Below are 24,302 nucleotides of genomic sequence, written 5' to 3' on the forward strand. Positions count from 1 at the left end.
ACATTTCGCGACAAGGGTCATCCTAGGCACGCGGCAGGGTTACAGCTAGACTGATATCTCGTAAACCAGATTTCAGGTATTGATAATGTCAGCCGATTTCGACCCTGCCCTGCTCCGCACCTTTGTCGCTGTCTGCCGCTACGGCAGCCTGAGCCGCGCAGCGGACCAATCCGGCCGCGCGCAATCGGCGCTCAGTACGCAGATCCGCCGTCTGGAGGAAATGGTGGGCAAGCGGCTGTTGCATCGCACCGGCCGCGGCATGGCGCCCACCACCGAGGGCGAGGTGTTGCTGAGTTACGCCAACCGCATCCTCGCGTTGGGTGAAGCAGCCGCAGCGCGGCTACGCGAGCGCGCGGTGGCCGGCAGCGTTCGCATCGGGCTGTCCGAGGACGTGGCGGTGGCCGCCTTGCCGGCGGCGCTGGGCCGGTTGCGGCGCTCGTGTCCCAATCTGCATCTGGACGTTGTCATCGACGACGGCGAGCGGCTGGCCGCGCGTTGGCAGGACGGCACGCTGGACGTGGCGGTGGGCGCCTGCGTCGGCTTTGCCGATGAACCCATCGAGTCTTGGACCGTGGATCTGCATTGGGCTTGCGGCATCGACGAAACCCTGGACCCGGACCAGCCGCTGGACGTGATCGTCTATGCCGAACCGTGCTCCTGGCGCCGGCTGGCCTTTGATGCGCTGACGGCGTCGGGGAGGGATTTTCGGGTGTCGCTGACCAGTCACAACGTGGGCGCCACGATCGCGGCTGTCGAGAACGGCCTGGGCGTGGCCTTGCTGACGACCGAGTGCCTGCGACCCGACACCATGCGCGTGATTTCCATTGGGGACGAAGGCGCACTGCCGCTGAGCGCGCAATTTGGCCTGTACGCGGCACATCGCCTGAACGAAAGCGGCCAGGCCGCCGTGTCGCTATTACGCGAAAGCCTGCGGGGGTGGACCGCACAGGCCACGCCGCGGGAGGCGGCGCTGATCCCCGCCTGACGCAGAACGAACGGATCGTGCGGCATGCGTCTGGCGCAGTTTCGCGCCAGATTTGTTACCCCTGCCCCGCCCCTCCCGGTGCCACACTGTTCCCATTCCCCCCGTCCGAACAGGGCGCACGGAAATCAAAGACACCCGGAGGATCACCCCATGACCACCCCCCCCGCATCCGCAGGCAATGGCGCCCATGCCGCCATGCAGACGCCCCCGGTCGTATCCGCTGAAGACTGGGAAGCCGCCCGTCAACAACTGCTCATCAAGGAAAAGGCCCACACCCGCGCCCGCGACGCGCTGGCTGCGGAGCGCCGCCGCATGCCCTGGACCGCGGTAGACAAGGAATACATCTTTGATGGCCCGTCCGGCAAGGTCACGCTGCGCGACCTGTTCGACGGCCGCCGGCAACTCATCATCTACCGCGCGTTTCACGAGCCGGGCGTCTTCGGCTGGCCGGATCATGCGTGCCGAGGCTGTTCGATGGTGGCGGATCAGGTGGCGCATCTGGCACACCTGAACGCCCGGGACACGACGCTGGCTTTCGTGTCCCGCGCGCCGCAGGCGGACATTGAACGGCTGAAGGCGCGCATGGGCTGGACGATGCCGTGGTTCACACTGACCGACGGCTTCGATGCAGACTTCGGCGTGGACGAATGGCACGGCACTAACGTGTTCTTTCGCGACGGCGACCGCATTTATCGCACTTACTTCCTGAACAACCGTGGCGATGAGCAGATGGGCGGCACGTGGAACTACCTGGACATCACGCCGCTGGGACGACAGGAGACCTGGGAAGATTCCCCCGCGGGCTATCCGCAGACGCCGCCGTACAAGTGGTGGAACTGGCACGACAGCTATGTGCAGGATGCGCCGCCGGATCAGAAGTGGGTCGAGGTGTCCGACGCGGGCGAGAAAGCGTTCCGGAATCACTGCGACCCGAAGTAGGAAGGACTCGGAGCAAGGTGCTGTTTCCACGCGTGTTTTAGAATTGGCGCTCGCAAATTCTGCAGCACGCACCATGAAATCGACCAAGGTCCTTCCAACCTCCGTCAGCGTTTCTCAAGTCCGCCAGCATGAGCAGTGAGCTGGCGGACTGGAAACGCGCCCTCCTGCCTTGCCGACTTCCCGCCATTGCCGCGCTGGTGCTTGCCGGCATCGCCATCTACTGCTTCAACGCGGCAAAAGACATCCGTCTGCCTTACGACCCCGCGAAGCTGAACACGATCAGCCTGCGGGTGGACAAGGTGGCAAGCTGCGACGCCAGGGCGAAAATTCGCGGGCGCTGGGAGCACTATGGCGCGCTCTGCGTGTATTCAGGCAACTACCCCTACATGGTGTTCAAGTTTTATGAAGCGACCTACAGGGTTCCGTATACCGAGGGTGAGCACGTAGAGTTTGCGGTGCAGGAAAACGATGCGCAGCTTGCCGACAGCACGATTGCGCTTCAGTTCAACATGGCCATTCCCGTCCGGGTTTATGGCGTGCGCAAGAACGGCGAAACGCTGGTCGATGCAAAGCTGGTGCACGACGCGAACTACGCGCGCAAGATGAAGCTCAACATGAACGGGTGGATCGCGCTGATTCTGGCGGCCGGCGCAGCGGTCATCACGTTCAAGCGGGCCCGGAAGATCCTGAACGAATCGATGTGGTGAATCTCAAGCGCGCTCGCTTTCACGACTGAGCACGCGGGTCCACGCCTGCAGCAACATGACCGCGTCCTCGTCGGACACATACTGCGGCGCGGCGCGCGCCATTGCGGCAAACAGCAGCGCATCGCAAGCCGCTTGCCACATCGGCTTCAACTCCTGTTCGGTCTCGCCGTCTTCCTCGATCAAGGTAAACGCGTTGCCGCCGTCCAGTTGCTCGGCGCGCTGCCGCAGTTGGCTGTGAATCAACAGAAACCCGGAGTGAACCGGCGACCGCGCCTTGTCGCCCCGCCGCGTGGAGGCCAACGCGCCGCGCCAATTGCTTTCTTCATCCGCAGCCGGCTCGCCGTCCTGCTGAGACCAGCGCATCCACGCGCGGCTGTACGCCATCCAGGCGTTCTCCGGCAGGTTGTCGGCCAGCGCCTGCGCCTCGCTGCGCGACAGCGTATTGATCTGCGCGATGATCTCCAGCACCGCCTCCCCCTTCGGACCAAACAGCACAGACAACGGCAACGCTTCCAGCAAATCGATGGCACTGGCGCGCCAATAGCCCGGCTCCGCAACCAGATCGGACATATCGCCCTGCTTCTCGACACGTACGCGCCAAAGCTTTCCGGGCCAGCGGCTGCCGATGACAATGGAGTCAAGCGACTGGTCCACCACGATCCACGGCGGCACAGGCTTTATCAACGCTACGCGGTCCGCAGTCCGCATCAGCTTGAATGCGGGGTCGGGCAGGTCGAACCAGTACCCGACAGGCATCGCTTGCCGTACGGCCGTCAGCCCCGCGTCGGTCACGTCGCCGCCGCAATGCCGGCACACGCGCGCCTCACGCAGAATGCGCTCGCCGCAATGCAGGCATTCGATATGCGTGGAAAGTAGCGGCTGGCTGGCGAGCGGCGACCGGTTGGGAATGCGCTTGAGGAAAATGCCCGCGACCGGCGCACTGATCAGGCCGGCAAGCAAGGCCCACCCAATGCCATTGCGCCCGCGACGCCTGGCCATGAAGCCGACCACGATCGCAAGTGCGATCCAGAGAAAGATGATGAGAAGCATGGCGCGATGTTAAACCGAGGGGATTCGGTCTCGCGTTGACGGGAGTCGACGGGCCCGCAGAACCGGGCACCGTAAGCGCGCGCGACCGACCCGGAAGCAAACACTTTTTCACCCCGTACGATCTACACCCGTCGCCTCCCCGCGCAAGCCGGGGTAATCTCCAGCCAGGAGATGATTTGATGTACCTCGTTGGTCACCCACAAAAAGGATGCGCAAATGCTTGATATCACCTCGAAGTTCCGTAGAACCGCCGTCGCCGCCGTTACGTTGGGCATGGCGGGTTTTCTTTTTGCGGGCTGCACCACGACGGATTCGCGCGCCACGGCCACCGCCGCCGAAAAGCGTCAGGAACTGGATTCCGCCACGGCGGCCACGCTGTCCAAACTGTATGAATCCTCGCCGCAATCACGGCAACTGGTGGAACGCGCCCGGGGCGTCCTGGTGTTTCCGGCGGTGCTGAGCGCCAGCTTCATCGTGGGCGCCCAGCATGGGACAGGCGTGCTGCAGGTCAGCGGTCAGGACAAGGGCTACTACAGCATTACGGGCGGATCCATCGGCTTTCAGGCGGGCGCGCAGTCCAAGGCGATGGTGCTGCTTTTCATGACGGACGACGCGCTGGCCAAGTTCCGCGCCAGCAGCGGCTGGACCATTGGCGCCGACGCCACCGTCGCCGTGGCCAACGTGGGCGTCAACGGCAGCATCGATTCCAACACCGCGCAGCAACCCATCGTCGGCTTCGTGATGAACAATGGCGGTCTGATGGCGGGCGTGTCGGTGGATGGCAGCAAGATTTCGCCGCTGCTGCTGTAGCGACTGCGCCGGCGCGGGAGGTCCGCGCCGGCCTGAATTTTGACAAGGAGATCACGCTTGATTACCGAAGAGGACAAGAAGCACCTGGCACGCTGCGTCGAGCTGGCGCGACAGGCGCTCGATGCGGGCGACCAGCCGTTTGGATCAGTGCTGGTGTCGGGCGACGGGCGGGTGCTGTTTGAAGACCACAACCGCGTCTCCAGCGGCGACCGCACGCGGCATCCGGAATTCGAGATTGCCCGCTGGGCTGCCAACAATGTGCCGGAAGCAGAGCGTGCGGCCTGCACGGTGTACACCTCCGGCGAGCACTGTTCGATGTGTTCCGCAGCGCACGGCTGGGTGGGACTTGGCCGGATCGTCTACGCCGTGTCGTCGGCCCAGTACGCCGAGTGGATGCGCGGTTGGGGTGTGCCACCTTCGGCCGTGCGGCCCCTGCCCATCTCCGAAGTGGTCAATGGTATCGAGGCCGAAGGGCCCGTGCCGGAATTCGTCGAACAGGTGCGCGCGCTTCATGAAGAGAATGTGCGGCGCAGGGCTTGACGAGCATCGGCTCGCGGTTCGGTGAAGCATTCTGTTTTCCAGCTAACGAATGGATACAGCTGCGCTAGATACCGCAATTATTTGCGCGCACGGGCGTGATAATTTGGCGCCCGTGCCGTAATCGGGGTCAGGGTCGACGACCGGTCCCATCAAGACGAAAGACGGCGCATCCCTCTCCTCTCTTGATACAGACCATGCAAACTCACGTTGCCCGTGCCTTGGGAATCAAACGCAAGTCCGGAAATCTGCTTCTCGCGTTGGGCCTGGCATTCGCCTCTGCCCCCACCTTCGCGCAACAGGATCCTGGCGCAGCCATCCTGCCCCCGCGCGCCAACTCGGGCAATCAGGCCCCGGCCCCGCAGCAAGCCCCGGCCCAGCGGGCCCCCGCTCAGCAAGCTCCGGTGCAACGGGCACCCGCGCAACAGGCTCCTGCTCAGCAAGCGCCCGTTCAGCAAACCGGCGGCTCCCTGGCGCCCGTGCAAAAAACCCAGATCAACGACCAGGCCGCCTACGAACGGCTCCTGAACAACAGCGGCGTGACGCTGCAATGGCTGTGGTCCGCCAAGCGCGGCAAGATGAACGCGATCGACGACAACGACGTCGTGCGCCTGGAAGGTACGCAGGCCAACCATGAAGGCACCTTGAAGGTCAAAGGCGAGGTCGTCTCCATTGGCCGCGACAGCTTCGTGATGCGTGGCACCATCTTGATCCTGGACGCGCCGGACAAGGGCCGCCGCTGCGAACGCACGGGCGATTACGAGTTCAAGGCGACCGGCAAGCGCAAGTACTGGCGCCTGCAGCAGATGGAAGCGTGCGGCGGCCTGACCGATTACGTCGACATCTACTACTGACCTTTCAGAAGCGACCCGCCCCATGCCACCCACCGCAATCAAATGGCTCGTCAGCATCGTCTTCGGATTGCTGATCGGAAGCGCCAGCTTTGGCATCACCAATCCGCTGTTGTTGGCGGTGTTCGGCGTATATCCGAGCGCGGGGGCAGGTGCTGAGCCACTGGATTCGGCTCTGCTGGATCGGGTCGCAATGGCCAGCGTGGTCCTCTATGTCCTGGTGGCCGTCGTGTCGGCCGTGGCGCTGGCGCGCATTGCCAACCTGCGCCGTCTGTTCGGCTGGGGCTGCGCGACGCTGGGGGTGATGTTGCTGCTGACAGCGGCGATTGCCATGCTGCAGATCGATCCTGCGATGCACACCGGCGGCGGCCCCGGCGCGCGGGATGCCAATACGGCGCTGTTCTTTACCCTGCTGATCTTTGGCCTGCCGTACATCGGCGGCGGTCTGGTGCTGACGATCGGCGGCGCGGTGCTGATCCGGAAGAATCGGGATAAGTCTGCATGAGATATGTCGCGCTCGGTCAACACCGCAGCGAATATCCGGAACCGATCACCTTCGCACAAGGCACGCTGCTGACGGTCGGAGAACAGTACAAAGGGCCCGAAGGTTGGGACAACTGGTACTTCTGCACGACGTCGGGGCATTCCGGAGGCTGGGTTCCGGGCCAGATCATCGACAGGATCGACGCGGGGCAAGGCCGCGCATTACGCGCCTATACCGCGAGGGAACTGGACGTGGACGAAGGCGACGAGCTGGCCGGCTCGGAGCAACTCAATGGCTGGATGTGGTGCAGCCGGCTATCGGACGGCCAGAGCGGCTGGGTGCCACTGTCACTGGTGCGCAAGATCGAAGACTGACAACCGTGCGGCGCGTCCTATTTCCCGGCGCCGGTATTGCAGTTTGAAACGTTTAGCCGCCTTTCGTCCAAATGGTCCTGGGAAAGACCCCGGTACAATCCCCGCGCTCTCCCCTATTTCTTTCCCGGCAGTCCCATCCCCATGTCCAACCTCATCGTCCACGGCGGCACGCCTTTGCGCGGCCGCGTCGTCCCTTCGGCCAACAAGAACGCGGTGCTGCCGATCCTGTGCGCCACGCTGCTGACCGATCAGCCGTTGACACTGCATGGGGTGCCGGACATCACCGATGTGCGCAAGATCCTGGACATCTTCCGCACGCTGGGCAGCGACGTCCGGCTGGACGATGCGACGCGCACGCTGGCGCTGCATCACAAGAACACGGTCTTTGACGCGGCCAACCACCGGCTGCCCGAGGAGATGCGTTCGTCGATCATGCTGGTGCCGCCGCTGCTGGCGCGCTTTGGCGTGGCGCGGCTGGAGGACAACGTCAAGGGATGCACGCTGGGGGTGCGCGAGATCGATCCGCACGTGGACATCTTCCGGTCGTTTGGCGGCCAGGTGGAACGCGCCAGCGGGTCGCTGCTGGTGCGCGCGAGCGGTCCGCTCAAGCCCACGCATCATTGGCTGGACTATGCGTCCGTGACCACGACCGAAAACTTCGTGTTGTGCGCGGCCGCGGCTGAAGGCGAGTCGTCGTTGACCAATGCAGCGTCCGAGCCGCACGTGCAGGAGTTCTGCCGGTTCATGGCGATGATGGGCGCCGATATCGACGGCATCGGCACGTCGCGGCTGGTGGTGCGCGGCGGCAAGCGGCTGGGCGGCGGCGAATTCACGTTTGAAGAAGACTTCCACGAGATCACGACCTTCCTCGCGCTCGGCGCGATCACGGGCGGCGACGTGGTGGTGCGCAATCGCACGCCGGGCAATTTTCCGCTGATCGACCGCACGTTCGCCAAGTTCGGCGTGCGGATCGAGCACAAGGACGGCTGGTCCCGCGCACTGCGCGATGGGCCGCTGAAGGTGCAGACGCCGTTCACGAGCAATGTGCTGACCAAGGTCGAGGCGGCGCCCTGGCCTTACTTTCCGGTGGACCTGTTGCCGATCTTCATTGCGCTGGGCGTGTGCGCCGAGGGCAATGCGATGTTCTGGAACAAGGTCTATGACGGCGCGCTGGGCTGGACGGGCGAGCTGTCCAAATTTGGTGCGCACGTGTTCTCGTCGGACCCGCATCGCGTGGTGACGTTTGGCGGCAATCCGCTGACGCCGGGCGTGGTCGAAAGCCCCTACATCATCCGCGTGGCGATCGCGCTGTTCATGGTGGCCAGCAGCATCAAGGGACGTTCGGAGATTCGCAACGCCACGCCGATCCGACGCGCTCATCCAAGCTTTGTCGAGAACCTGCGCAGCCTAGGCGTGCAGGTCGAGTGGGCGAACGACGAGTAAGCCGAGGACTCATCAGCCGAGGCTGTAGCGACTGAGGCGATAGCGACCGAAGCTGAAGCAATCGAAGCTGAAGCAATCGAAGCTGAAGCAATCGAAGCTGAAGCAATCGAAGTCGAATCGACGGAAATAAGGGCGTCCTGGCGACGCCCTTTTTTTGCGCGCTCGCCGGCCGCCAGAGGATGCCGGCGATGCTGCCCGGAACGCTGCGCCGATTACGCGCGCGGTCAACCTGCCGCCGCCGCCACAGCAGGCGCCGATGCCGGCGCCGGCGCGATCGGCGTCAGGCCGAACCGCTTCATCGTCTCCATCATCCGGGCCTTGTCCGGCGGCCCGCCGCCGTTGATCAGCGCCGCCATCTCGCGGAAGTAATCCGCGCTGATTTCTGGCGTGTTGATTACCAGCGCCTTGGCCATGACCGCGTGCGGGTTGCTGAACGCATGGGCCACACCGGTCGGTGTCGTCATCGAATCTCCGGGGCGAAGGTCGCGCGTTTCTGCGCCGACGGTAAAACGCAGCGTGCCTTCAAGCACGTAAATCAATTCTTCGTTGTCGTGGCTATGCGGCGGCGGCACGTTCGAGCCGGGCTGCACACACAATTCAAACGCCCCCATGTGGTTACCCCGCCCGCTTGGCTGGAGATAGCGGATTTCCAGTTGGCCCACGCGGATCACTTCTTCTGCATCGAATGCTTGCGCTACGTTCATGGCATACTCCCGTGTAAAGTTACTTTACGTGCCAGTGTACAAACTTTTTACGCCATGTCCAGCAGAAAAAATAGCGCCGCATCCGAACCGCAAGCCGGCCTGCCGATGATCGGTTCGTTGCTGCGGCTGCCGCGCGAGCACGTCGTCGCGCGCATGCTGTCGACCGTCAACGCGCAGGGATTCGACGTGTCGTTGACCGAACTCGGCGTCTTCATGTATCCCGGTCCGCATGGGCGCCGGCCGATCGAGCTGGCCCGCCAATGCAATATGTCGCGCCAGGCGATGAACTACGTGCTGGCGGAACTGGAGCGGCGCGGCTATCTGCTGCGCCGGCCGGGCGCCGCGTCAAATTCGACAGAGCTGCAGCTCACGGATAAGGGCCAGCAGATGTACGTGCTGATGCGCAGTTGCGTGACCGATGTCGAACAGGAATGGAAAGACCACCTGGGCGAACAGCGCTTCAACGCGCTGCGTGAGGCCTTGCAGGATCTGTCTGCGTGGCTTGGCAAGGTGGATTGATGCCATGGAACGATGCGTCACAAAGCGCTGCGGATTTTTGATTTAAGCCGCACTGCTGACACGGAACTGAATGTTATTGTCTTGTCTTTCCGGCATGCTGGCGGGCCGCCGCCGGCATGCTTGAACGCCATTCACAAGGAGCCGCAATGAAGTTGATCCCGTCCCTGTTGCTGGGCGCAAGTGCGCTGTCGATGACCTTTGCCGCGACCGCCGCGCCGGTCACGTATGACCTTGATCCCTCGCACACGTACCCCAGCTTCGAGGCCGATCACTTCGGCGGGTTGTCGACGTGGCGCGGCAAGTTCAATAAGTCCAGCGGCGTGGTCGTGCTGGATCGCGCGGCGCGCACCGGTACGTTGGAAGTCACCGTGGACATCAAGTCGGTGGACTTCGGCCACGACGAGATGAACCAGCACGCAGTCGCGCCTGATATCTTCGATGCCGCCAAATATCCCACCGCCACGTTCAAGGGCAAGTTCACCAAGTTCGACGGCGACAAGCCGGAGGAAGCCACGGGCGATCTGACGCTGCGCGGCGTCACGCGCCAGGTGAAGCTTGATATCGACGACTTCAAGTGCATCGATCACCCGATGGTCAAGCGCGAGGTCTGCGGCGCCGACGTCTCCACGGAATTCAGCCGCAAGGACTTTGGCATGAATTTCGGGTTGGACATGGGCTTCAAGCCGGAGGTGAAGCTGAAGATCCAGGTCGAGGCCATCCGCCAGCAGTGATGCTGACATGGGCAAAGTTAAGGACCGGCACTGCCGGTCCTTTTTGTTGCGCTCGGCATGTCCTACGCTTGCCCAGCCCGAGCCCGCGCCAGGAAATCCAGCACCGCCCGGTACGATCCTTCGTTCCCCGCAGCATTGGCTGACGGCGTGCCGCCCGCATCCAGCAGCAATCCGGACATCGCGTGCGGCTTGTTGATCAGCGTGGCCGGCAGGCAGGGATAGTGGACATGGTGGCCCGCCCCGGCGCAGACGTAGTGGTTCGTGGGCAGATCAAACGCCTGACGCTGGCGCACCACCATTTCGGAATACGCGGTGCTGGGCCAGAAGCCGTCGTCCGACGCGCTCACCAGCATGACCGGACCGGGATAGTTTTCGACGGGAATGCGCGCGCGCTCGAAGGCAGAAGCATCGCGCGTGGCGCTCAGGAATGCCAGGGTCTGGCGGTACGGCGGCTCGGAGGCATAGGCGGCGTTCCAGTCGGCCGTGGCGTTGTCTTGCCACAGGTGCGGCAAGGGCTCGCCATGCCGGGTCCAGACCTGGGCATCGCGGCCCGTGCCCGGCGCGCCGGCGCTGACCACGCCGTGCATCACGGGCGACGGCACGTAGGCCACGACCGCGCTGACCAGGTCGGGGAAATGGGAGGCAACAAGCAACGATGTCTCGCCGCCCCGGCTGATGCCCGACACCGCCACGAAGCCGTCGCGCGGCTGCAGCGATTTGCGGATCCATTTCAGCGCGGCTTCGAAGTATTCGAGCGGCATGTCGTTCAGATACTTGGGCCGGCCTTCGTAATTGAAGATGCCCAGCGCCAGGCATTGATAGCCGCGGGCGGCAAACAGCGCGGCGCGGGGCGCGTTGACGCCGCCCGACGAGCCGTTCATGTAGACCACGACAGGATGCGGGCCCGGTCCCGCCGGTATGAACAATTCGCCGGACAGCGACATGCCGTCCACCTCTTCGCGTACGGACCGGTGCGTGACGCCGTCGGCCAGGAAGTCCTGGACCAACGTGGCCTCAGCCGACAACGCGCCATTCGTCGCGTGCAGGTGCACGGTCAGCGCATCGGTGCTGTCGGGCGGAAACACCACGCGGTCCATGTCCTGGCACACCATGGACCAGACGATGCCCATGGCCGACGGCTCGGCGTACGAGCCGGACACCGGGCAATCGCGCCGCAGATCCAGGCGTCCGTCGTGGCCGGCCACGAACACGGCCTCCGAGCGCCACGCCGCGCCGCACATGCGCATGCTGGCCGTGACGGTGATGAAGGCATAGGCTGGGAAGCCTTCGATGTGGATGTCGCGCTCGACGTCGATCAGCGCGCGTTCGGGCGTTACGGTGATACGGGGCTGTGTCACTGTCGTCTCCTTGCCGTCGCGGCCTTATGCCTTCAGGTCGGTCTTAGGCACGCCGTTGGCCTTGATGACCTGCGCCCACATGGCGGATTCGTCGGCGATGACCTTGTCCAGATCCGCGGACGACGTGAACTCCACGGCCACGCCCTGCTCCGCGAATTGCTGGACCAGGCTGGGATCGCGCGTGCCTTCGCGCACGGCGTGCTCCAGCGTCTTCACGACGTCGGCGGGCATGGCGGCGGGGCCGGAGATCATCATGCGGGTGTAGAGCTCGAAATCGTCGACGCCCGCTTCCTTCATCGTCGGCACATCGGGCAGGCTGGACAGCCGCTTGTCCGCGGTGACGGCCAGCACTTTCAGTTTGCCGGACTTGATGTTGGGCAGCGCCGAGGTCGGGAAGTCGAACGTGCTTTGCACGGTGCCCGCCATCAGGTCCAGCAGCGCCGGACCGCTGCCCTTGTAGGGCACGTCCTGGAATTGCGTGCCGGTCTTCGACTGGAAATGCAGCAACGCCAGATGATTGATGACGCCGCGGCCGGCATGCGCGCAGGTGATGTCGTTGGGCTTCTTCTTGGCCAGGTCAATGAACTCCTGCACGGTGTTCACACCCAGGTCAGGATGCACGATCAGCAGCATGGGCGATTTGCCCATGGACCCCAATTGCTTGAAGTCCGACGGCTGGTACGGCAGGTTGTTGTAGAGCAAGGGGTTGAGGATCATGCCGTTGGTGCCGGCAAAGCCCAGCGTGTAGCCGTCAGGCTCGGCCCGCGCCACCGCGACGGTAGCGATGATGGCCTGCCCGCCCGGGCGGTTTTCAACGACAACGTTCTGCTTGAGGGTCTTGCCCATGCGGTCGGCCAGCGCACGCGCGGCAATGTCGGTCAGCCCGCCGGGCGCAAAGCCCACCAGCAGACGCACGGGACGCGTCGGAAAGGCGTTCTGCTGGGCCCAGGCCGGGCGCGAGATCAACGGCAAGGCGGCAAGCGCGCCCAGGGCATGACGGCGGGTGAATCGCATACGGCTCTCCAGACAAAGGCAAAGGCCAACGCGCGGCCGACGGGGGCCGCGAGGCAAGACAATGAAAAGGGGAAGGACGTACAGGCCGCCGCCGATCGGCGACGGTCACAATGATCGTATGTTGTATGCAATACAACCGACGGGCTATCTAGGGATATCCCGGTAACAGCCTGGGTGATGGACGCGATACGGGGCCCGATGCGGGACCCGATGCCGAACCCGATGCGGGGACTTGATGTGGGCCGAGTCGCGGCCCGATCAAGGCCCAATCAAGGCCCAATCAAGGCCCAATCAAGGCCCGCCGATCAGGCCTTCGTCATCAGCTTTTTCCACCCTTCCAGCCCGAGCTTGTTCATCGTGTCGATGTTCTTCTCGTAGATCTCGGCGGCATCCGGGAACGACTCCACCGCGCGGTCGATGCTGTCTTCACGCAATAGATGCAGGATGGGATACGGCGAGCGGTTGGTGTAGTTCTCGATGTCGTCCGGCTGCGTGTCGGCGAACTGGAATTGCGGGTGGAAGGTGGCCACCTGCAACTCACCCACCAGACGCATGCGCTTGAGCAGACGATCGGAGAGGTCTTCGAAGTCGTTGAACTCCATGAAGTCGTCCAGCGCGTCGGGGATGATGAGCAGCGTGGTGTCGATCTTGTCGGGATCGGTTTCAGCCAGCAGCGCCAGCTCGTCCTGCAGGTCGGTCAGCACGCCCTCGGCGTCGGTGGCGTCGCTGACGGCAAAGCGGATCTGGTCCTTGACCTGCACCGCCTTGGCGAAGGGACAGAGGTTCAGGCCGATCACCGCCTGGTTCAGCCAGTGGCGGGTTTCTGCGACCACATTGGCGTAGGCGTCGGAAGTGGAAATCATGGAATCAGTCCTGGAAATAGAAAGAGCGCAAGGCCGAAGGCCCCGCGCTCTGCGTGGCAAGCGTGTAGGTCAAGCGGCCGGCATCGCGGCCATGGTCTGAGCCACGGCGGCGGTCAGCTTCTTGCCGTACGGCACGTGCAGGAATTCGTTGGGGCCGTGCGCGTTGGACTTGGGACCCAGCACGCCGCACACCATGAACTGCGCCTGCGGGAAGCCCTTTTGCAGGATGCTCATCAGCGGAATCGTGCCGCCCTGGCCGATGTAGCCGCAAGGTGCGCCGTAGTACTGCTGCGAAGCGGCGTCCAGGGCCTGCGTCAGCCACGGCACGGTGGCGGGTGCATTCCAGCCGGTGGCGGCGCCTTCGTTGGCCTTGAAGATGACTTTGGCGTTATAGGGCGCGTCGGCTTCGAGCAGTTCCTTGATTTCCTGCGAGGCGGCCACCGCGTCCACCAGCGGCGGCAGGCGCAGTGACAGCTTGAAGGCGGTGCGCGGGCGCAGCACGTTGCCCGCGCTGGACAGCGGCGGCAGGCCTTCGGCGCCGGTCACAGACAGCGTGGGGCGCCACGTGCGGTTCAGCAGCGCCTGCTCGGGTTCGGTGGTCATGGGCAGCACGAAGCCGCCGTCGGCGCCGCAGCTCCAGGGGAAACGGCGCCACACTTCGTCGCCCAGAATGCGCGCGGTGGCGCTGACCTGTTCGATGCGCTCGGCAGGGATCTCGCAATGCAGGCTTTGCGGCAGCAGGCGGCCGGTGCCGCTGTCTTCCAGGCGGTCCAGCAGGTGACGCAGGATGCGGAACGACGACGGCACGACGCCGCTGGAGTCGCCGGAGTGAACGCCTTCGTCCAGGACCTGGACTTCCAGCGTGCCGGACACCATGCCGCGCAGCGACGTGGTCATCCAGAGCTGGTCGTAATTGCCGGCGCCGGAATCCAGGCACACCACCAGGGCGACGTTGCCCAGGCGATCGCGCAGCGCGTCGACGTACGGCAGCAGGTCGTAGCTGCCGGATTCTTCACAGGTCTCGACGATGCCGACGCAGCGCGGACGCGGGATGCCCTGCTTGTCCAGCGCCATGATGGCGGTCAGCGAGGCGTACACGGCGTAGCCGTCGTCGGCGCCGCCGCGGCCGTAGAGCTTGCCGTCTTCGTACTTGGGCGTCCACGGTCCGAGCCCGGCGCGCCAGCCCGAGAATTCAGGTTGCTTGTCCAGGTGGCCGTAGAGCAGCACGGTGTCGCCGTTGTCGCTGCGGGTGGCGGGCGCGTCAAAGAAGATGACGGGCGTGCGGCCCGGCAGGCGCACCACTTCCAGCTTCAGGCCGGAGACCTTCTGCGCTTCGACCCACTGCGCCGCATCGCGCACCACGCGCTCGATGAACGCGTTCTTTTCCCAGTCGGCGTCAAAGGCCGGGCTCTTGGCGGGAACGGCGATGTAGTCGGTCAGCGCGGGGATGATCTCGTTGTCCCACTTGTCGTCCACGAAGTCCTGCAGGGCTTTGGGATCGAGGGTGGGCGGCAATGCGTCTTCGGGGATGCGTGCGTTCATGGCGCTGGCTTCCTGTGTGCGGGAAAGGGGCAAACCGCTATTTTATGCCTGCGCGGGGAAACTGGGGCTACTTGGCGGCGTACGCCTCGATGCGGCTCCACACCTCGCGGGCCAACGGCTTGGTGTTGCCGACCGACTGGTACAGCCGGATTTCCATATGGATGTCGTTGCGGGCGCCATCGGCACGGACCAGCCGGCCGTCGCGCAGGTCGGGTTCGACCAGCGTGTGCGGCAGCCAGGCCAGACCGAAGCCCTGGCGCGCCATGGCGTGCAACGCGTCGGCCAGATCGGACTCGTAGGTGGTTTGCAATAGCGGCACCTCGCACAGGCCGCGCAGTTTGTCGTGCAGGATGCGGCCCAGCGACATGCTGTCGGCGTAGGCCAGGAAAGGCACGGGCGGGTCCGAGGCCAGCTTGGGCACCGCGTACCGCGGGTGACGGCCGCCGGGCGCCACGGGCGCGCTGACGGCCACCAGCTTGTCGGCGCCCACGCGCCGGCAACGGTAATTGGGATTGTCGATCTTGGCGTACAGCGGTTCGTGGGCATGGCACAAGAGGAAATCGACCTCGCCGTCCCCCAGCATGTCCACGCCGTAATTCAGCGTCGTGGTGATCACCTTCAATTGAAACGCGGGCAGGCTGCGCTGCACGCCGGCCATCAGCCCCGGCAGCACCGAGTGCGCCAGCGTCTTGCCTGACGCGATGGTGATCTTGCGGGCGCGTTCCTGCTCGGGCTTCTGCAGCGCTTCGCGCGTCTCGTGCAGGATGTCCAGCACGTCGATGGCGGCGGCCAGCACGCTGCGGCCCGCGGCGTTCAGCGTGGACACCTGGTGGCCGCGTTCGACCAGCGGCACACCTGCCCAATCCTCAAGCGCCTTGATGCGGCGTCCGAACGCCGGGTGCGTCACGTTGCGCGACTCCGCGGCCTGAAACAGGTTGCGCGACTTCGACAGCGCGACGAAGTCTTCCAGCCATTTGGTATCCATCCGTCTTCCTCCTTCCCCTGCCCGCCCCGTGTTGCCCGGGGCTGGGCGTCTGTTTACCGATAGCTCATCGGCTGTGCCGCTTCAGCACAATGAGTGCGCATTTTGCACAAGCTAGAAACACCTTGCAACTAATATCCCCGCACCCACCCCTGGAAAACCCTATGTCAGACACTCCCGTCCTGCTCAAGTCGATCCGCAGCCATTACGTGGGCGGCGCCGAATTGGTGGCCGGCGGACTGCCGATGCAGCAGCAAAAAGTGGTCGGCAATGCGTCGCCCCGGCTCATCGACATGAACGGCGGCTACAGCGTCGGCCAGTTGTATGTGCAGGAATACCGCCTCGCCCAGCCCACGCGACCTTACCCCGTCCTGCTATGGCATGGCGGCGGCATGACCGGCGCGCAATGGGAAAGCTCGCCGGACGGCCGCGACGGCTGGCTGTGGCGCCTGCTGCAGGCCGGCTACGACGTTTTCGTGTCCGACGCGCCGGAACGCGGCCGCGCCTCGTGGGCGATGTTTCCCGAGCTCTACGATTCGGCCCCCATCTTCCGATCCAAGGAAGAAGCGTGGCGGCTGTTCCGCATCGGCCCGGCCTCGGGCTATGCGCCGGACGGCGAAACGCGCCAGGCGTATCCGGGCCAGCAGTTTCCGGTCGAGGCATTTGACACGTTTTCAAAGCAGTTCGTGCCGCGCTGGCTGACGCACGGCGACATGGCGCTGGACGCCTACCGCGCGCTGCTCGATCTCGTGGGCCCTTGCATCCTGGTCGGCCATAGCCAGGGCGGCGGCTTTGTCACGCAACTCGCGCAGGAATATGCCGCGACCGTGCGCGCCGTCGTGGCCGTCGAACCCACCGGCACCCCGGCCCAGGCCTCCTGTCAGTTGCCCCCGCAACTGCTGGTCTGGGGCGATCACTTCACCGCGGACGACACCTGGCAGCGCTATCGCGCCCAGACGGACGCCTATTGGAACGCCCTGCGCGCGGCCGGCCAACGCGCCGACGTGCTGGACCTGCCCGCTGCCGGCATCGCCGGCAACTCGCACTTCTGCATGCTGGATCGCAACAGCGACCACATTGCCGGATTGATCGTCGATTGGCTCGATCGCAGCCTCGACTAACCTTCTCGTGGAGATACAGATGACCCTGAAGAAAACCACCATCGCCCTGGCGCTCCTGACCGGCGCCACGCTGGCGGCCGGCGCTTCGGCCCAGCAGTCCGACTACCCGAGCAAGCCCATCCGCATGATCGTGCCGTTCGCCCCGGGCGGCACCGCCGACATCATCGGCCGCGTCTTCGCCGCGCAACTGGGCACCGAACTCGGCGTCACGGTGGTGGTCGAGAACAAGGCCGGCGCAGGCGGCTCGATCGGCACGCGCTACGTCGCCGATGCCGCACCTGACGGCTACACCATCCTGCTGGCCTCCTCCAGCACCCACGGCACGAACCCCGCCGTCTACAAGAACCTGACGTACGACGCGTCGCAGGACTTCACGGCCATCACGCAACTGGTCACCGTGCCCGGCGTGCTGAGCGTCACCAAGGACTTCCCCGCCGCCGACCTGAACGCGCTGATCGCGCAATCGAAGGCCAATCCGGACAAGTACACGTACGCGTCGTCCGGCGCGGGCGGCCTGGGCAACCTGGCGATGGAACTGATGAAGTCGATGACGGGTTCGCACCTGATGCACATCGCCTACCGCGGCGCGGGCCCCGCCTTCACCGATGTGATCAGCGGCCAGGTGTCGATGATCTGGGAACCGGTGCCTGCCTCGCTGCCCTACATCAAGAGCGGCCAGATCCGCCCGATCGCCATCGCCGCCGACGTGCGTTCGCCCGAACTGCCCGACACGCCGACCTTCAAGGAAGCCGGCCTGACGCGCTATGAAGCCAACGCGTGGAACGGCCTGCTGGCCCCGAAGAACCTGCCGGAAGCCGTGAAGACCAAGCTGCACGACGCCTCGGTCAAGGCGCTGAACACGCCGGAAGTGAAGGCCAAGATGGCCAGCCTGGGCGGCACCGTGGTGGCCGGCTCGTCGGACGCCTTCCAGCAAGTGATCGCCAGCGACGTGAAGAAGTGGAAGAACGTCGCCAACGACGCCAAGATCCAGCTCGACCAGTAATGCAAAAGGCCCCGGCGCGTTGCGTCGGGGCCTTGCGTGGTACATGCAAGCCGGCCTTCGGGGCCGGCTTTTTATTGGCGCGTAACTTTGGCGGGCGGAATCAGGCGCCGATGAGCGCCGGTTCAGCGCCGCGGTTGTCCAGCGCGGGAGCTTCAGCGTCGATCACCCGGCCGGATTGCAGCTTGAACACCGCAACCGCGTCGCGCAGGCGCTGGGCCTGCGTTTCCAGCGATGCGGCCGAGGCCGCGGCCTCTTCGACCAGCGCCGCGTTCTGCTGCGTCACGCTGTCCATCTGCGACACGGCCTGGTTCACCTGCTCGATGCCCTGCGACTGCTCTTCGGACGCGCTGGAGATCTCATTGATGATGTCCGCCACGCGGCGCACCGACGTCACGATCTCCTGCATGGTGGCGCCCGCGGCCTCCACCTGGTCCGAACCCACCGAGACCTTCTGCACGGAGTCGTCGATCAGGCCCTTGATCTCCTTGGCGGCGGCAGCGCTGCGTTGCGCCAGCGCGCGCACTTCGCTGGCCACCACGGCGAAACCCTTGCCCTGTTCGCCGGCGCGTGCGGCTTCGACCGCCGCATTCAGCGCCAGGATGTTGGTCTGGAAGGCAATGCCGTCGATCACGCCGACGATGTCGGAGATGCGGTGCGAGCTGTCGGCAATGCCGCGCATCGTGCCCACCACGTCGCCGACGGCCTGGCCGCCGCGCGTGGCCACTTCCGATGCCGCCATCGCCAGTTGCGCCGCGCTGCGCGAGCTGTCGGCGTTGTTCTTCACGGTGGAGGACAGTTCGTCCATGCTGGCAGCGGTTTCTTCCAGCGAGGCGGCCTGCTGCTCGGTGCGCGAGGACAGATCGATGTTGCCCGCGGCGATTTCGCGCGAGCCGGTGTGGATCTCTTCAACACCCAGGCGCACGGCCGACACCGTGCGCGCCAGGCTGTCCTGCATGCGCTTGACGGCGCCATACAGAATGCCGATCTCGTTGTTGCCGCGCTGCTCGATGCGGTTGGTCAGGTCGCCGCTGGCAATGCGGTCGAACAGGCGCCCGGCTTCATGCAGCGGACGGAAAACGGCGCGGCCGAAGACCACATACAGGCCCACGACGAGCGCCGCCACCACGACCAGAAGACAGATCAGAAACACGATGGCGGTATTGATGCGCGCGGCGGAATCGCGCGCCACGCGCTGGCCGACTTCGTCGGCAAAGTCCACGTATTGCTGGTTGGCCTGGGTGAACTTGGTGCCCAGCGGGCTGACCTTTTCCTGATTGATGCGGCCGGCCTCCTTGGCGTCGCCGGCGCGAATGGCGGCGATCATGGGACCGATAGCCTCGCGCACGTAGACGTCGTAGGCGGCCAGCGCGGCCTCGAACAGAGGCTTGCCCTGCGGCGACGTTTCCGGCAGCTTGCGCGCGGCTTCGATCTGACCGGTGGCCTTGGTGACATAGCTGTCCATGCGCTGCATGTTGCTGGCCGTCGTGTCCAGGCTCTTGCCTTCCAGCAGCGCGCTGTGCGCCGCCAGCAGCACCACGCGGGCGCGCAGCAGGTCCGACGCCGCGTCGTCCAGCGAATTGGCGCGGACCAGGTTGGTGTCCAGCATCACCTCGATCGAGGTGCGGTTGGATGTCAGTTGCTGGTAAACCGCGATGCCGGTCACCAGAAAGAGTGCAAAGAAGACGGCCAAGGCGGTCGTCAGGATTGCGCGGATACTTAAATTCTTGAACATTGAAAGCCACTCCGGGGGTTGCGTAACGCTTTCCCCTTAACGGCGCAATGCAATGAAAAGTTAAATATTTCACGGGGTTACATGCGTTGAGCGGACCGCGTGGCGGGCGGCTTGTGGGCCTGACGCCAGCGCCCCACTTCTTTGGCTGCGGAATCATCGCCGCCGCGGCAAGCCGTCAACGCAAAACCGCCGCGGACGTGCCGCGGCGGGTTCGGTGGCCAGGGATTTCGGGGCTTAGCCCGAAACGCTTACTTCAGCCAGGCGCGCGCGTTGCGGAAGATGCGCATCCACGGGCTGAACGCACCGCCCGAGTCCGCGTTGCCCCACTTCTCGGGCGCCCACGACATCATGACGTTGCGGGTGACGCGTTCCGGGTGCGGCATCATCACCGTGAAGCGGCCGTCGGCCGTGGTGACCGAGGTCAGGCCGTCCGGGCTGCCGTTCGGGTTGAACGGATAGGCTTCGGTGGCTTGGCCGTAGTTGTCGATGAAGCGCGCGCCGGCCAGCACGCGGCTGGCGTCGCCCTGCTGCGAGAAGTCGGCAAAGCCTTCACCGTGGGCCACGGCGACCGGCACGCGGGCGCCTTCCATGCCGGCAAAGAAGATGGATGGCGACTTGGCGATTTCCACCATCGACAGACGGGCTTCGTACTTTTCGGACTGGTTGCGCGTGAAGCGCGGCCAGTGCTCGGCGCCCGGGATCATGGGCGCCAGCGCGGCCATCATCTGGCAGCCGTTGCAAACGCCCAGCGCGAAGGTGTCGGGCCGCGCGAAGTACGCGGCGAACTGGTCGGACAGCTTGCTGTTGAAGCGGATGGTGCGCGCCCAGCCTTCGCCGGCGCCCAGCACGTCGCCGTAGCTGAAGCCGCCGACAGCGACCAGGCCTTGCATCTGGGCCAGGTCCAGTCGGCCGGACAGGAGGTCGGTCATGTGGACGTCGATGGCCTCGAAGCCCGAGGTGTCGAAGGCCCAGGCCATTTCGACCTGGCTGTTGCAGCCCTGCTCGCGCAGGATGGCCACGCGCGGGCGCTTGCCGGTGTTGATGAACGGTGCGGCCACGTCCTCTTGCGGGTCGAAGGCGACGGTCGGGCTCATGCCCGGATCCTTGGTGTCGTTCCAGACGTCCAGTTCAGCCTGGGCGCACGCGGGGTTGTCGCGGCGCGCCATGATGCGGTGCGAGACTTCGGACCACGCGCGCCCCAGATCGGCACGCGGCTGGCCCCAGACTTTGCGGCCGTCGCGGTAGAACTCGACTTCGTCGGCGCCATTCAGGCCGCCGATGACGTGCGAGTGGGCCGACAGGCCGGCGCCGCGCAGGACCTGCATGACGGCGTCGCGCTGCGAGGCCGGCACCTGGATGACCGCGCCCGCTTCTTCCGAGAACAGGGCCTTCAGGGTCAGTTCGTCGCGCTGCACCGCGACCTGTTCCGGACGGATCTTGTAGTCGCCCCAATCGGCAGACTGCGGGTCGAAGGTCAGCATGTCCAGGTTGACCGAGATGCCGGTGCGGCCGGCAAAGGCCATTTCGACCAGCGTGGCGAACAGGCCGCCATCGGAACGGTCGTGATAGGACAGGATGGTGCCGGCTTCGGCCAGCGTGCGGATGGTGACGAAGAAGGCGCGCAGGTCTTGCGGCGCGTCGATGTCCGGCACGGTCTGGCCGACCTGGTTGTAGGTCTGCGCCAGGATCGAGCCGCCCATGCGGTGACGGCCACGGCCCAGGTCGATCAGGATCAGGACGCTGTCGCCGGCGTCGGTGCGCAATTGCGGCGTCAGGCTGGCGCGGACATCAGCAACGGGTGCGAACGCCGTGATGATCAGTGACACGGGCGCCACGACCTGGCGTTGCTCGCCGTCCTGTTCCCAGGAGGTCTTCATGGACAGCGAGTCCTTGCCGACCGGGATGGACAGGCCGGTGGCCTGGCACAGTTCGCTGACGGCGGACACGGTGTCGTACAGCGCGGCATCCTGGCCGGCCACACCGCAGGCGGCCATCCAGTTGGCCGACAGCTTGATGTCTTCAAGGCGCGCCACGTCGGCGGCGGCCAGGTTGGTCAGGGCTTCGGCCACGGCCATGCGGCCCGAGGCCGGGGCGTCCAGCATGGCGATCGGAGTGCGTTCGCCCATCGACATGGCTTCGCCGCGGAAGCCTTCGTAGTCGGCCAGCGTGACGGCGCAGTCGGCAACCGGCACCTGCCACGGGCCGACCATCTGGTCGCGGCTGGACAGACCGCCAACGGTGCGGTCGCCGATGGTGATGAGGAAGGACTTGTTGGCCACGGTGGGGTGGCGCAGCACGCGGTAGGCGGCTTCGGTCAGGTCGATGCCGGCCAGATCCAGCGGCTCGGACACGCCGGGCAGGCGCGTCACGTCGCGGGTCATGCGCGGCGGCTTGCCCAGGATGACGTCGATGGGCACGTCCACAGGGCGCACTTCGGCGTCGCCTTGCGGGCGGATCGTGTCCAGGCCGGGCAGGCCTTCGCCGTCCACCACGCGCAGCTGCCGCTCTTCGGTGGCCACGCCCACCACTGCGTACGGGCAGCGTTCGCGGCGGGCGATGGCGTCAAAGCGTTCCAGGTCTTGCGGCAGGATCGACAGGACGTAGCGTTCCTGCGATTCGTTGCTCCAGATTTCGGCGGGCGACAGGCCCGATTCTTCGAGCGGCACGCGCTTCAGGTCGAAGATGGCGCCGCGGCCGGCGTCGTTGACCAGTTCGGGGAATGCGTTGGACAGGCCGCCCGCACCGACGTCGTGGATCGCGATGATGGGGTTGTTCTCGGCCTGCTGCCAGCAGCGGTCGATGACCTCCTGGGCGCGGCGTTCGATTTCGGGGTTGCCGCGCTGGACGGAGTCGAAGTCCAGTTCAGCCGAGTTGCTGCCCATGCTGATGCTGGAGGCAGCGCCGCCGCCCATGCCGATGCGGAAGCCCGGGCCGCCCAGTTGAATCAGCAGCGCGCCGGGGGGAATCACATCCTTGTGCGTGAGGCCGGCGTCGATGCTGCCGAGGCCGCCCGCGATCATGATGGGCTTGTGATAGCCCCAGCGCGTGCCGCCAGCGGTCTGCTCGAACGAGCGGAAGTAGCCCAGCAGGTTTGGACGGCCAAATTCGTTGTTAAACGCGGCGCCGCCGATGGGGCCGTCGATCATGATGGACAGCGGCGAAGCGATGCGATCGGGCAGACCGTGGTGGTCGGCTTCCCAGGGTTGCAGCGCGTCGTCAAAGCGCAGGTGCGACACGGTGAAACCCGTGAGGCCCGCCTTGGGCTTGGAGCCGCGGCCGGTGGCGCCTTCGTCGCGGATCTCGCCGCCGTTGCCGGTGGACGCGCCGGGGAATGGGGCAATCGCGGTCGGGTGATTATGCGTTTCCACCTTCATGAGCGTGTGCACGGTGGTGTCGCGGCGGATGTACTTGGCGCTGTCGGCGCCCTCGCCTGCCAGGCCCGGCACGCCGGCCTGGAAGCGCTGCGCGGGGCCGCCTTCCATGATGGCGGCGTTGTCCGAGTAGGCGACGACGGTGCCTTGCGGCTGCGCCTTGTGCGTGGCGCGGATCATGCCGAACAGCGTGTTGGGCTGCGACTGGCCGTCGATGACCCATTCGGCGTTGAAGATCTTGTGGCGGCAATGTTCGCTGTTGGCCTGCGCGAACATCATCAGTTCGACGTCGGTGGGATCGCGGCCCAGGTCGGTGAAGGACTTGGCCAGGTATTCGATCTCGTCGTCGGACAGGGCCAGGCCCAGCGTGGTGTTGGCTTCGACCAGGGCATCGGCGCCGCGCGTCTGGACGTCGACCGTGCGCATGGGCTTGCCGGCCAGCGGCTGGAACAGCGCCTGGCCGTCGAAGCTGGCATCAACCACGGTTTCGGTCATGCGGTCGTGCAGACAGTCGGCCGCGCGCGCCAGCATGGCTTCGTCGAGCGACTTGGCGCCGAGCAGACCACGTTCGGGCGTAATGACGTAGCGCACGCCGCGTTCAATGCGATGCACCGAAGACAGGCCGCAGTTGTGGGCGATGTCGGTGGCCTTGCTGGCCCAGGGGGAAATCGTGCCCAGGCGCGGGATCACCAGCAGAGACACGCTCTTGGCGGGCGCGTCACCCGTGGCGGGCGTACCGTAGTCGAGCAGTTGCGTCAGTTGCTGCTGCTGTTCGGCCGTCAGGGCGGCGTCGGTGCTGACGAAGTGCTCGTAGCGGGCGGATATGTCGGCCACCGGCAGGCCGGCTTCCTTCAATTGCGCCAGAAGGCGATCACGTCGAAAGGAGGACAGGACGGAGGAACCAGGCAGATGCTGAACTAGGGACACGATGCGGGCGCCGTATAAAGAGGGGTGCAAAGCAGGGATTTTACCCGTTTAAGGGGTTTTCCCGGAGCCGAAGTTCACGGCGGGTTCCAGCGGTCCGATTTGGCCATTGTTACAAAAGAATTCTGCAGGCCGCGCACTGGCATGGTGCAAAGCAATATCGACCGCGCCACGGGACGGAAAGCGGCCCTTTTGCCCTCCCGGCGGCGTCCCCGCACCGCCACGTTGATGCGGCGCAGCATGTTGCTTCGACCCCGC

The 24,302-nt window shown here is 65.3% G+C and carries 22 protein-coding genes; 13 read left to right on the forward strand and 9 right to left on the reverse strand.

The features are described from left to right. Nucleotides 1-85: 85 nt before the first annotated feature. The 3 genes from B3446_RS27185 (at nt 86) to B3446_RS27195 (ending at nt 2,631) form a co-directional block, all read left to right on the forward strand. Entirely contained in the window at nt 86-985 is a 900-nt protein-coding gene (locus B3446_RS27185) for a LysR family transcriptional regulator (RefSeq protein ID WP_291387159.1), read from the forward strand. Between the two features lie 150 nt (nt 986-1,135). Then, a complete protein-coding gene (locus B3446_RS27190; protein ID WP_291387161.1) occupies nt 1,136-1,924 on the forward strand; it encodes a DUF899 domain-containing protein in 789 nt (262 codons plus the stop codon). Between the two features lie 197 nt (nt 1,925-2,121). Further along, on the forward strand, nt 2,122-2,631 hold the full coding sequence (locus B3446_RS27195) for a hypothetical protein (RefSeq protein WP_291387163.1): 510 nt from the start codon (nt 2,122-2,124) through the stop codon (nt 2,629-2,631). Between the two features lie 3 nt (nt 2,632-2,634). Here B3446_RS27195 and B3446_RS27200 read toward each other — a convergent pair whose 3' ends face one another. After that, on the reverse strand, nt 2,635-3,642 hold the full coding sequence (locus B3446_RS27200; protein ID WP_291387165.1) for a hypothetical protein: 1,008 nt from the start codon (nt 3,640-3,642) through the stop codon (nt 2,635-2,637). A gap of 255 nt (nt 3,643-3,897) precedes the next feature. Between B3446_RS27200 and B3446_RS27205 the strand changes: the two genes are divergently transcribed. From B3446_RS27205 to B3446_RS27230, 6 genes are all read left to right on the forward strand, one after another. After that, nucleotides 3,898-4,491: a BPSL1445 family SYLF domain-containing lipoprotein gene (locus tag B3446_RS27205; protein WP_291387167.1), complete on the forward strand. Its 594-nt coding sequence runs from the start codon at nt 3,898-3,900 to the stop codon at nt 4,489-4,491. Between the two features lie 57 nt (nt 4,492-4,548). Next, nucleotides 4,549-5,031 carry a nucleoside deaminase gene (locus B3446_RS27210; protein WP_291387169.1) on the forward strand — a complete coding sequence of 161 codons (483 nt, stop codon included), beginning with the start codon at nt 4,549-4,551 and terminating at the stop codon, nt 5,029-5,031. A 476-nt stretch (nt 5,032-5,507) separates the two neighbouring features. After that, on the forward strand, nt 5,508-5,882 hold the full coding sequence (locus B3446_RS27215; RefSeq protein WP_291387171.1) for a hypothetical protein: 375 nt from the start codon (nt 5,508-5,510) through the stop codon (nt 5,880-5,882). 22 nt (nt 5,883-5,904) lie between these two features. Further along, nucleotides 5,905-6,384, forward strand: coding sequence for a hypothetical protein (locus B3446_RS27220; RefSeq protein WP_291387173.1), 480 nt, complete (start codon nt 5,905-5,907; stop codon nt 6,382-6,384). Next, complete coding sequence (locus tag B3446_RS27225) at nt 6,381-6,737, forward strand: SH3 domain-containing protein (RefSeq protein WP_291387174.1); 357 nt, start codon at nt 6,381-6,383, stop codon at nt 6,735-6,737. The genes B3446_RS27220 and B3446_RS27225 overlap by 4 nt, the downstream gene beginning before the upstream one ends. 141 nt (nt 6,738-6,878) lie before the next feature. Next, on the forward strand, nt 6,879-8,180 hold the full coding sequence (locus B3446_RS27230) for a UDP-N-acetylglucosamine 1-carboxyvinyltransferase (RefSeq protein ID WP_191575502.1): 1,302 nt from the start codon (nt 6,879-6,881) through the stop codon (nt 8,178-8,180). Between the two features lie 224 nt (nt 8,181-8,404). Here B3446_RS27230 and B3446_RS27235 read toward each other — a convergent pair whose 3' ends face one another. After that, a complete protein-coding gene (locus B3446_RS27235; RefSeq protein ID WP_291387176.1) occupies nt 8,405-8,884 on the reverse strand; it encodes a cupin domain-containing protein in 480 nt (159 codons plus the stop codon). A gap of 54 nt (nt 8,885-8,938) precedes the next feature. Between B3446_RS27235 and B3446_RS27240 the strand changes: the two genes are divergently transcribed. Both B3446_RS27240 and B3446_RS27245 read left to right on the forward strand, forming a co-directional pair. Beyond that, nucleotides 8,939-9,403 (forward strand): MarR family winged helix-turn-helix transcriptional regulator, encoded by a 465-nt coding sequence (locus B3446_RS27240; protein ID WP_291387178.1) that lies wholly within the window; start codon nt 8,939-8,941, stop codon nt 9,401-9,403. A gap of 146 nt (nt 9,404-9,549) precedes the next feature. Then, a complete protein-coding gene (locus tag B3446_RS27245) occupies nt 9,550-10,134 on the forward strand; it encodes a YceI family protein (RefSeq protein WP_191575505.1) in 585 nt (194 codons plus the stop codon). Between the two features lie 62 nt (nt 10,135-10,196). Here the strand turns inward: B3446_RS27245 and B3446_RS27250 are convergent, their stop codons facing one another. The 5 genes from B3446_RS27250 to B3446_RS27270 all read right to left on the reverse strand — a co-directional run bounded on the left by B3446_RS27250 (nt 10,197) and on the right by B3446_RS27270 (nt 15,896). Next, a complete protein-coding gene (locus B3446_RS27250) occupies nt 10,197-11,492 on the reverse strand; it encodes an acyl-CoA thioester hydrolase/BAAT C-terminal domain-containing protein (protein WP_291387181.1) in 1,296 nt (431 codons plus the stop codon). A gap of 24 nt (nt 11,493-11,516) precedes the next feature. Next, a complete protein-coding gene (locus B3446_RS27255) occupies nt 11,517-12,506 on the reverse strand; it encodes a Bug family tripartite tricarboxylate transporter substrate binding protein (protein WP_175136183.1) in 990 nt (329 codons plus the stop codon). A gap of 305 nt (nt 12,507-12,811) precedes the next feature. Continuing rightward, nucleotides 12,812-13,369 carry a DUF1415 domain-containing protein gene (locus B3446_RS27260; RefSeq protein WP_175121149.1) on the reverse strand — a complete coding sequence of 186 codons (558 nt, stop codon included), beginning with the start codon at nt 13,367-13,369 and terminating at the stop codon, nt 12,812-12,814. A 69-nt stretch (nt 13,370-13,438) separates the two neighbouring features. Beyond that, a complete protein-coding gene (locus tag B3446_RS27265) occupies nt 13,439-14,911 on the reverse strand; it encodes a M20 family metallopeptidase (protein ID WP_175136181.1) in 1,473 nt (490 codons plus the stop codon). 67 nt (nt 14,912-14,978) lie between these two features. Then, nucleotides 14,979-15,896 carry a LysR family transcriptional regulator gene (locus tag B3446_RS27270; protein ID WP_191575511.1) on the reverse strand — a complete coding sequence of 306 codons (918 nt, stop codon included), beginning with the start codon at nt 15,894-15,896 and terminating at the stop codon, nt 14,979-14,981. Nucleotides 15,897-16,057: 161 nt separating this feature from the next. Here B3446_RS27270 and B3446_RS27275 point away from each other — a divergent pair, with 161 nt between their 5' ends. Both B3446_RS27275 and B3446_RS27280 read left to right on the forward strand, forming a co-directional pair. Then, nucleotides 16,058-17,014 (forward strand): alpha/beta fold hydrolase, encoded by a 957-nt coding sequence (locus B3446_RS27275; RefSeq protein ID WP_291387186.1) that lies wholly within the window; start codon nt 16,058-16,060, stop codon nt 17,012-17,014. A gap of 19 nt (nt 17,015-17,033) precedes the next feature. Further along, nucleotides 17,034-18,017, forward strand: coding sequence for a Bug family tripartite tricarboxylate transporter substrate binding protein (locus B3446_RS27280; protein WP_175121146.1), 984 nt, complete (start codon nt 17,034-17,036; stop codon nt 18,015-18,017). A 100-nt stretch (nt 18,018-18,117) separates the two neighbouring features. Here the strand turns inward: B3446_RS27280 and B3446_RS27285 are convergent, their stop codons facing one another. Then, entirely contained in the window at nt 18,118-19,749 is a 1,632-nt protein-coding gene (locus B3446_RS27285) for a methyl-accepting chemotaxis protein (protein ID WP_191575513.1), read from the reverse strand. Nucleotides 19,750-19,997: 248 nt separating this feature from the next. Beyond that, on the reverse strand, nt 19,998-24,047 hold the full coding sequence (gene purL / locus B3446_RS27290) for a phosphoribosylformylglycinamidine synthase (RefSeq protein ID WP_291387189.1): 4,050 nt from the start codon (nt 24,045-24,047) through the stop codon (nt 19,998-20,000). Nucleotides 24,048-24,302 lie beyond the last annotated feature (255 nt).

The organism is Achromobacter sp. UBA5777, from assembly GCF_002418565.1.
GTDB lineage: Bacteria > Pseudomonadota > Gammaproteobacteria > Burkholderiales > Burkholderiaceae_B > Achromobacter > Achromobacter animicus.

Excerpts from the sequence above, each read along its gene's own strand:
- B3446_RS27185 (WP_291387159.1), top strand. The coding sequence starts at position 86 with ATGTCAGCCGATTTCGACCCTGCCCTGCTCCGCACCTTTGTCGCTGTC.
- B3446_RS27190 (WP_291387161.1), top strand. The coding sequence starts at position 1,136 with ATGACCACCCCCCCCGCATCCGCAGGCAATGGCGCCCATGCCGCCATG.
- B3446_RS27205 (WP_291387167.1), top strand. The coding sequence starts at position 3,898 with ATGCTTGATATCACCTCGAAGTTCCGTAGAACCGCCGTCGCCGCCGTT.
- B3446_RS27220 (WP_291387173.1), top strand. The coding sequence starts at position 5,905 with ATGCCACCCACCGCAATCAAATGGCTCGTCAGCATCGTCTTCGGATTG.
- B3446_RS27225 (WP_291387174.1), top strand. The coding sequence starts at position 6,381 with ATGAGATATGTCGCGCTCGGTCAACACCGCAGCGAATATCCGGAACCG.
- B3446_RS27230 (WP_191575502.1), top strand. The coding sequence starts at position 6,879 with ATGTCCAACCTCATCGTCCACGGCGGCACGCCTTTGCGCGGCCGCGTC.
- B3446_RS27235 (WP_291387176.1), bottom strand. The coding sequence starts at position 8,884 with ATGAACGTAGCGCAAGCATTCGATGCAGAAGAAGTGATCCGCGTGGGC.
- B3446_RS27240 (WP_291387178.1), top strand. The coding sequence starts at position 8,939 with ATGTCCAGCAGAAAAAATAGCGCCGCATCCGAACCGCAAGCCGGCCTG.
- B3446_RS27245 (WP_191575505.1), top strand. The coding sequence starts at position 9,550 with ATGAAGTTGATCCCGTCCCTGTTGCTGGGCGCAAGTGCGCTGTCGATG.
- B3446_RS27255 (WP_175136183.1), bottom strand. The coding sequence starts at position 12,506 with ATGCGATTCACCCGCCGTCATGCCCTGGGCGCGCTTGCCGCCTTGCCG.
- B3446_RS27260 (WP_175121149.1), bottom strand. The coding sequence starts at position 13,369 with ATGATTTCCACTTCCGACGCCTACGCCAATGTGGTCGCAGAAACCCGC.
- B3446_RS27265 (WP_175136181.1), bottom strand. The coding sequence starts at position 14,911 with ATGAACGCACGCATCCCCGAAGACGCATTGCCGCCCACCCTCGATCCC.
- B3446_RS27270 (WP_191575511.1), bottom strand. The coding sequence starts at position 15,896 with ATGGATACCAAATGGCTGGAAGACTTCGTCGCGCTGTCGAAGTCGCGC.
- B3446_RS27275 (WP_291387186.1), top strand. The coding sequence starts at position 16,058 with ATGTCAGACACTCCCGTCCTGCTCAAGTCGATCCGCAGCCATTACGTG.
- B3446_RS27280 (WP_175121146.1), top strand. The coding sequence starts at position 17,034 with ATGACCCTGAAGAAAACCACCATCGCCCTGGCGCTCCTGACCGGCGCC.
- B3446_RS27285 (WP_191575513.1), bottom strand. The coding sequence starts at position 19,749 with ATGTTCAAGAATTTAAGTATCCGCGCAATCCTGACGACCGCCTTGGCC.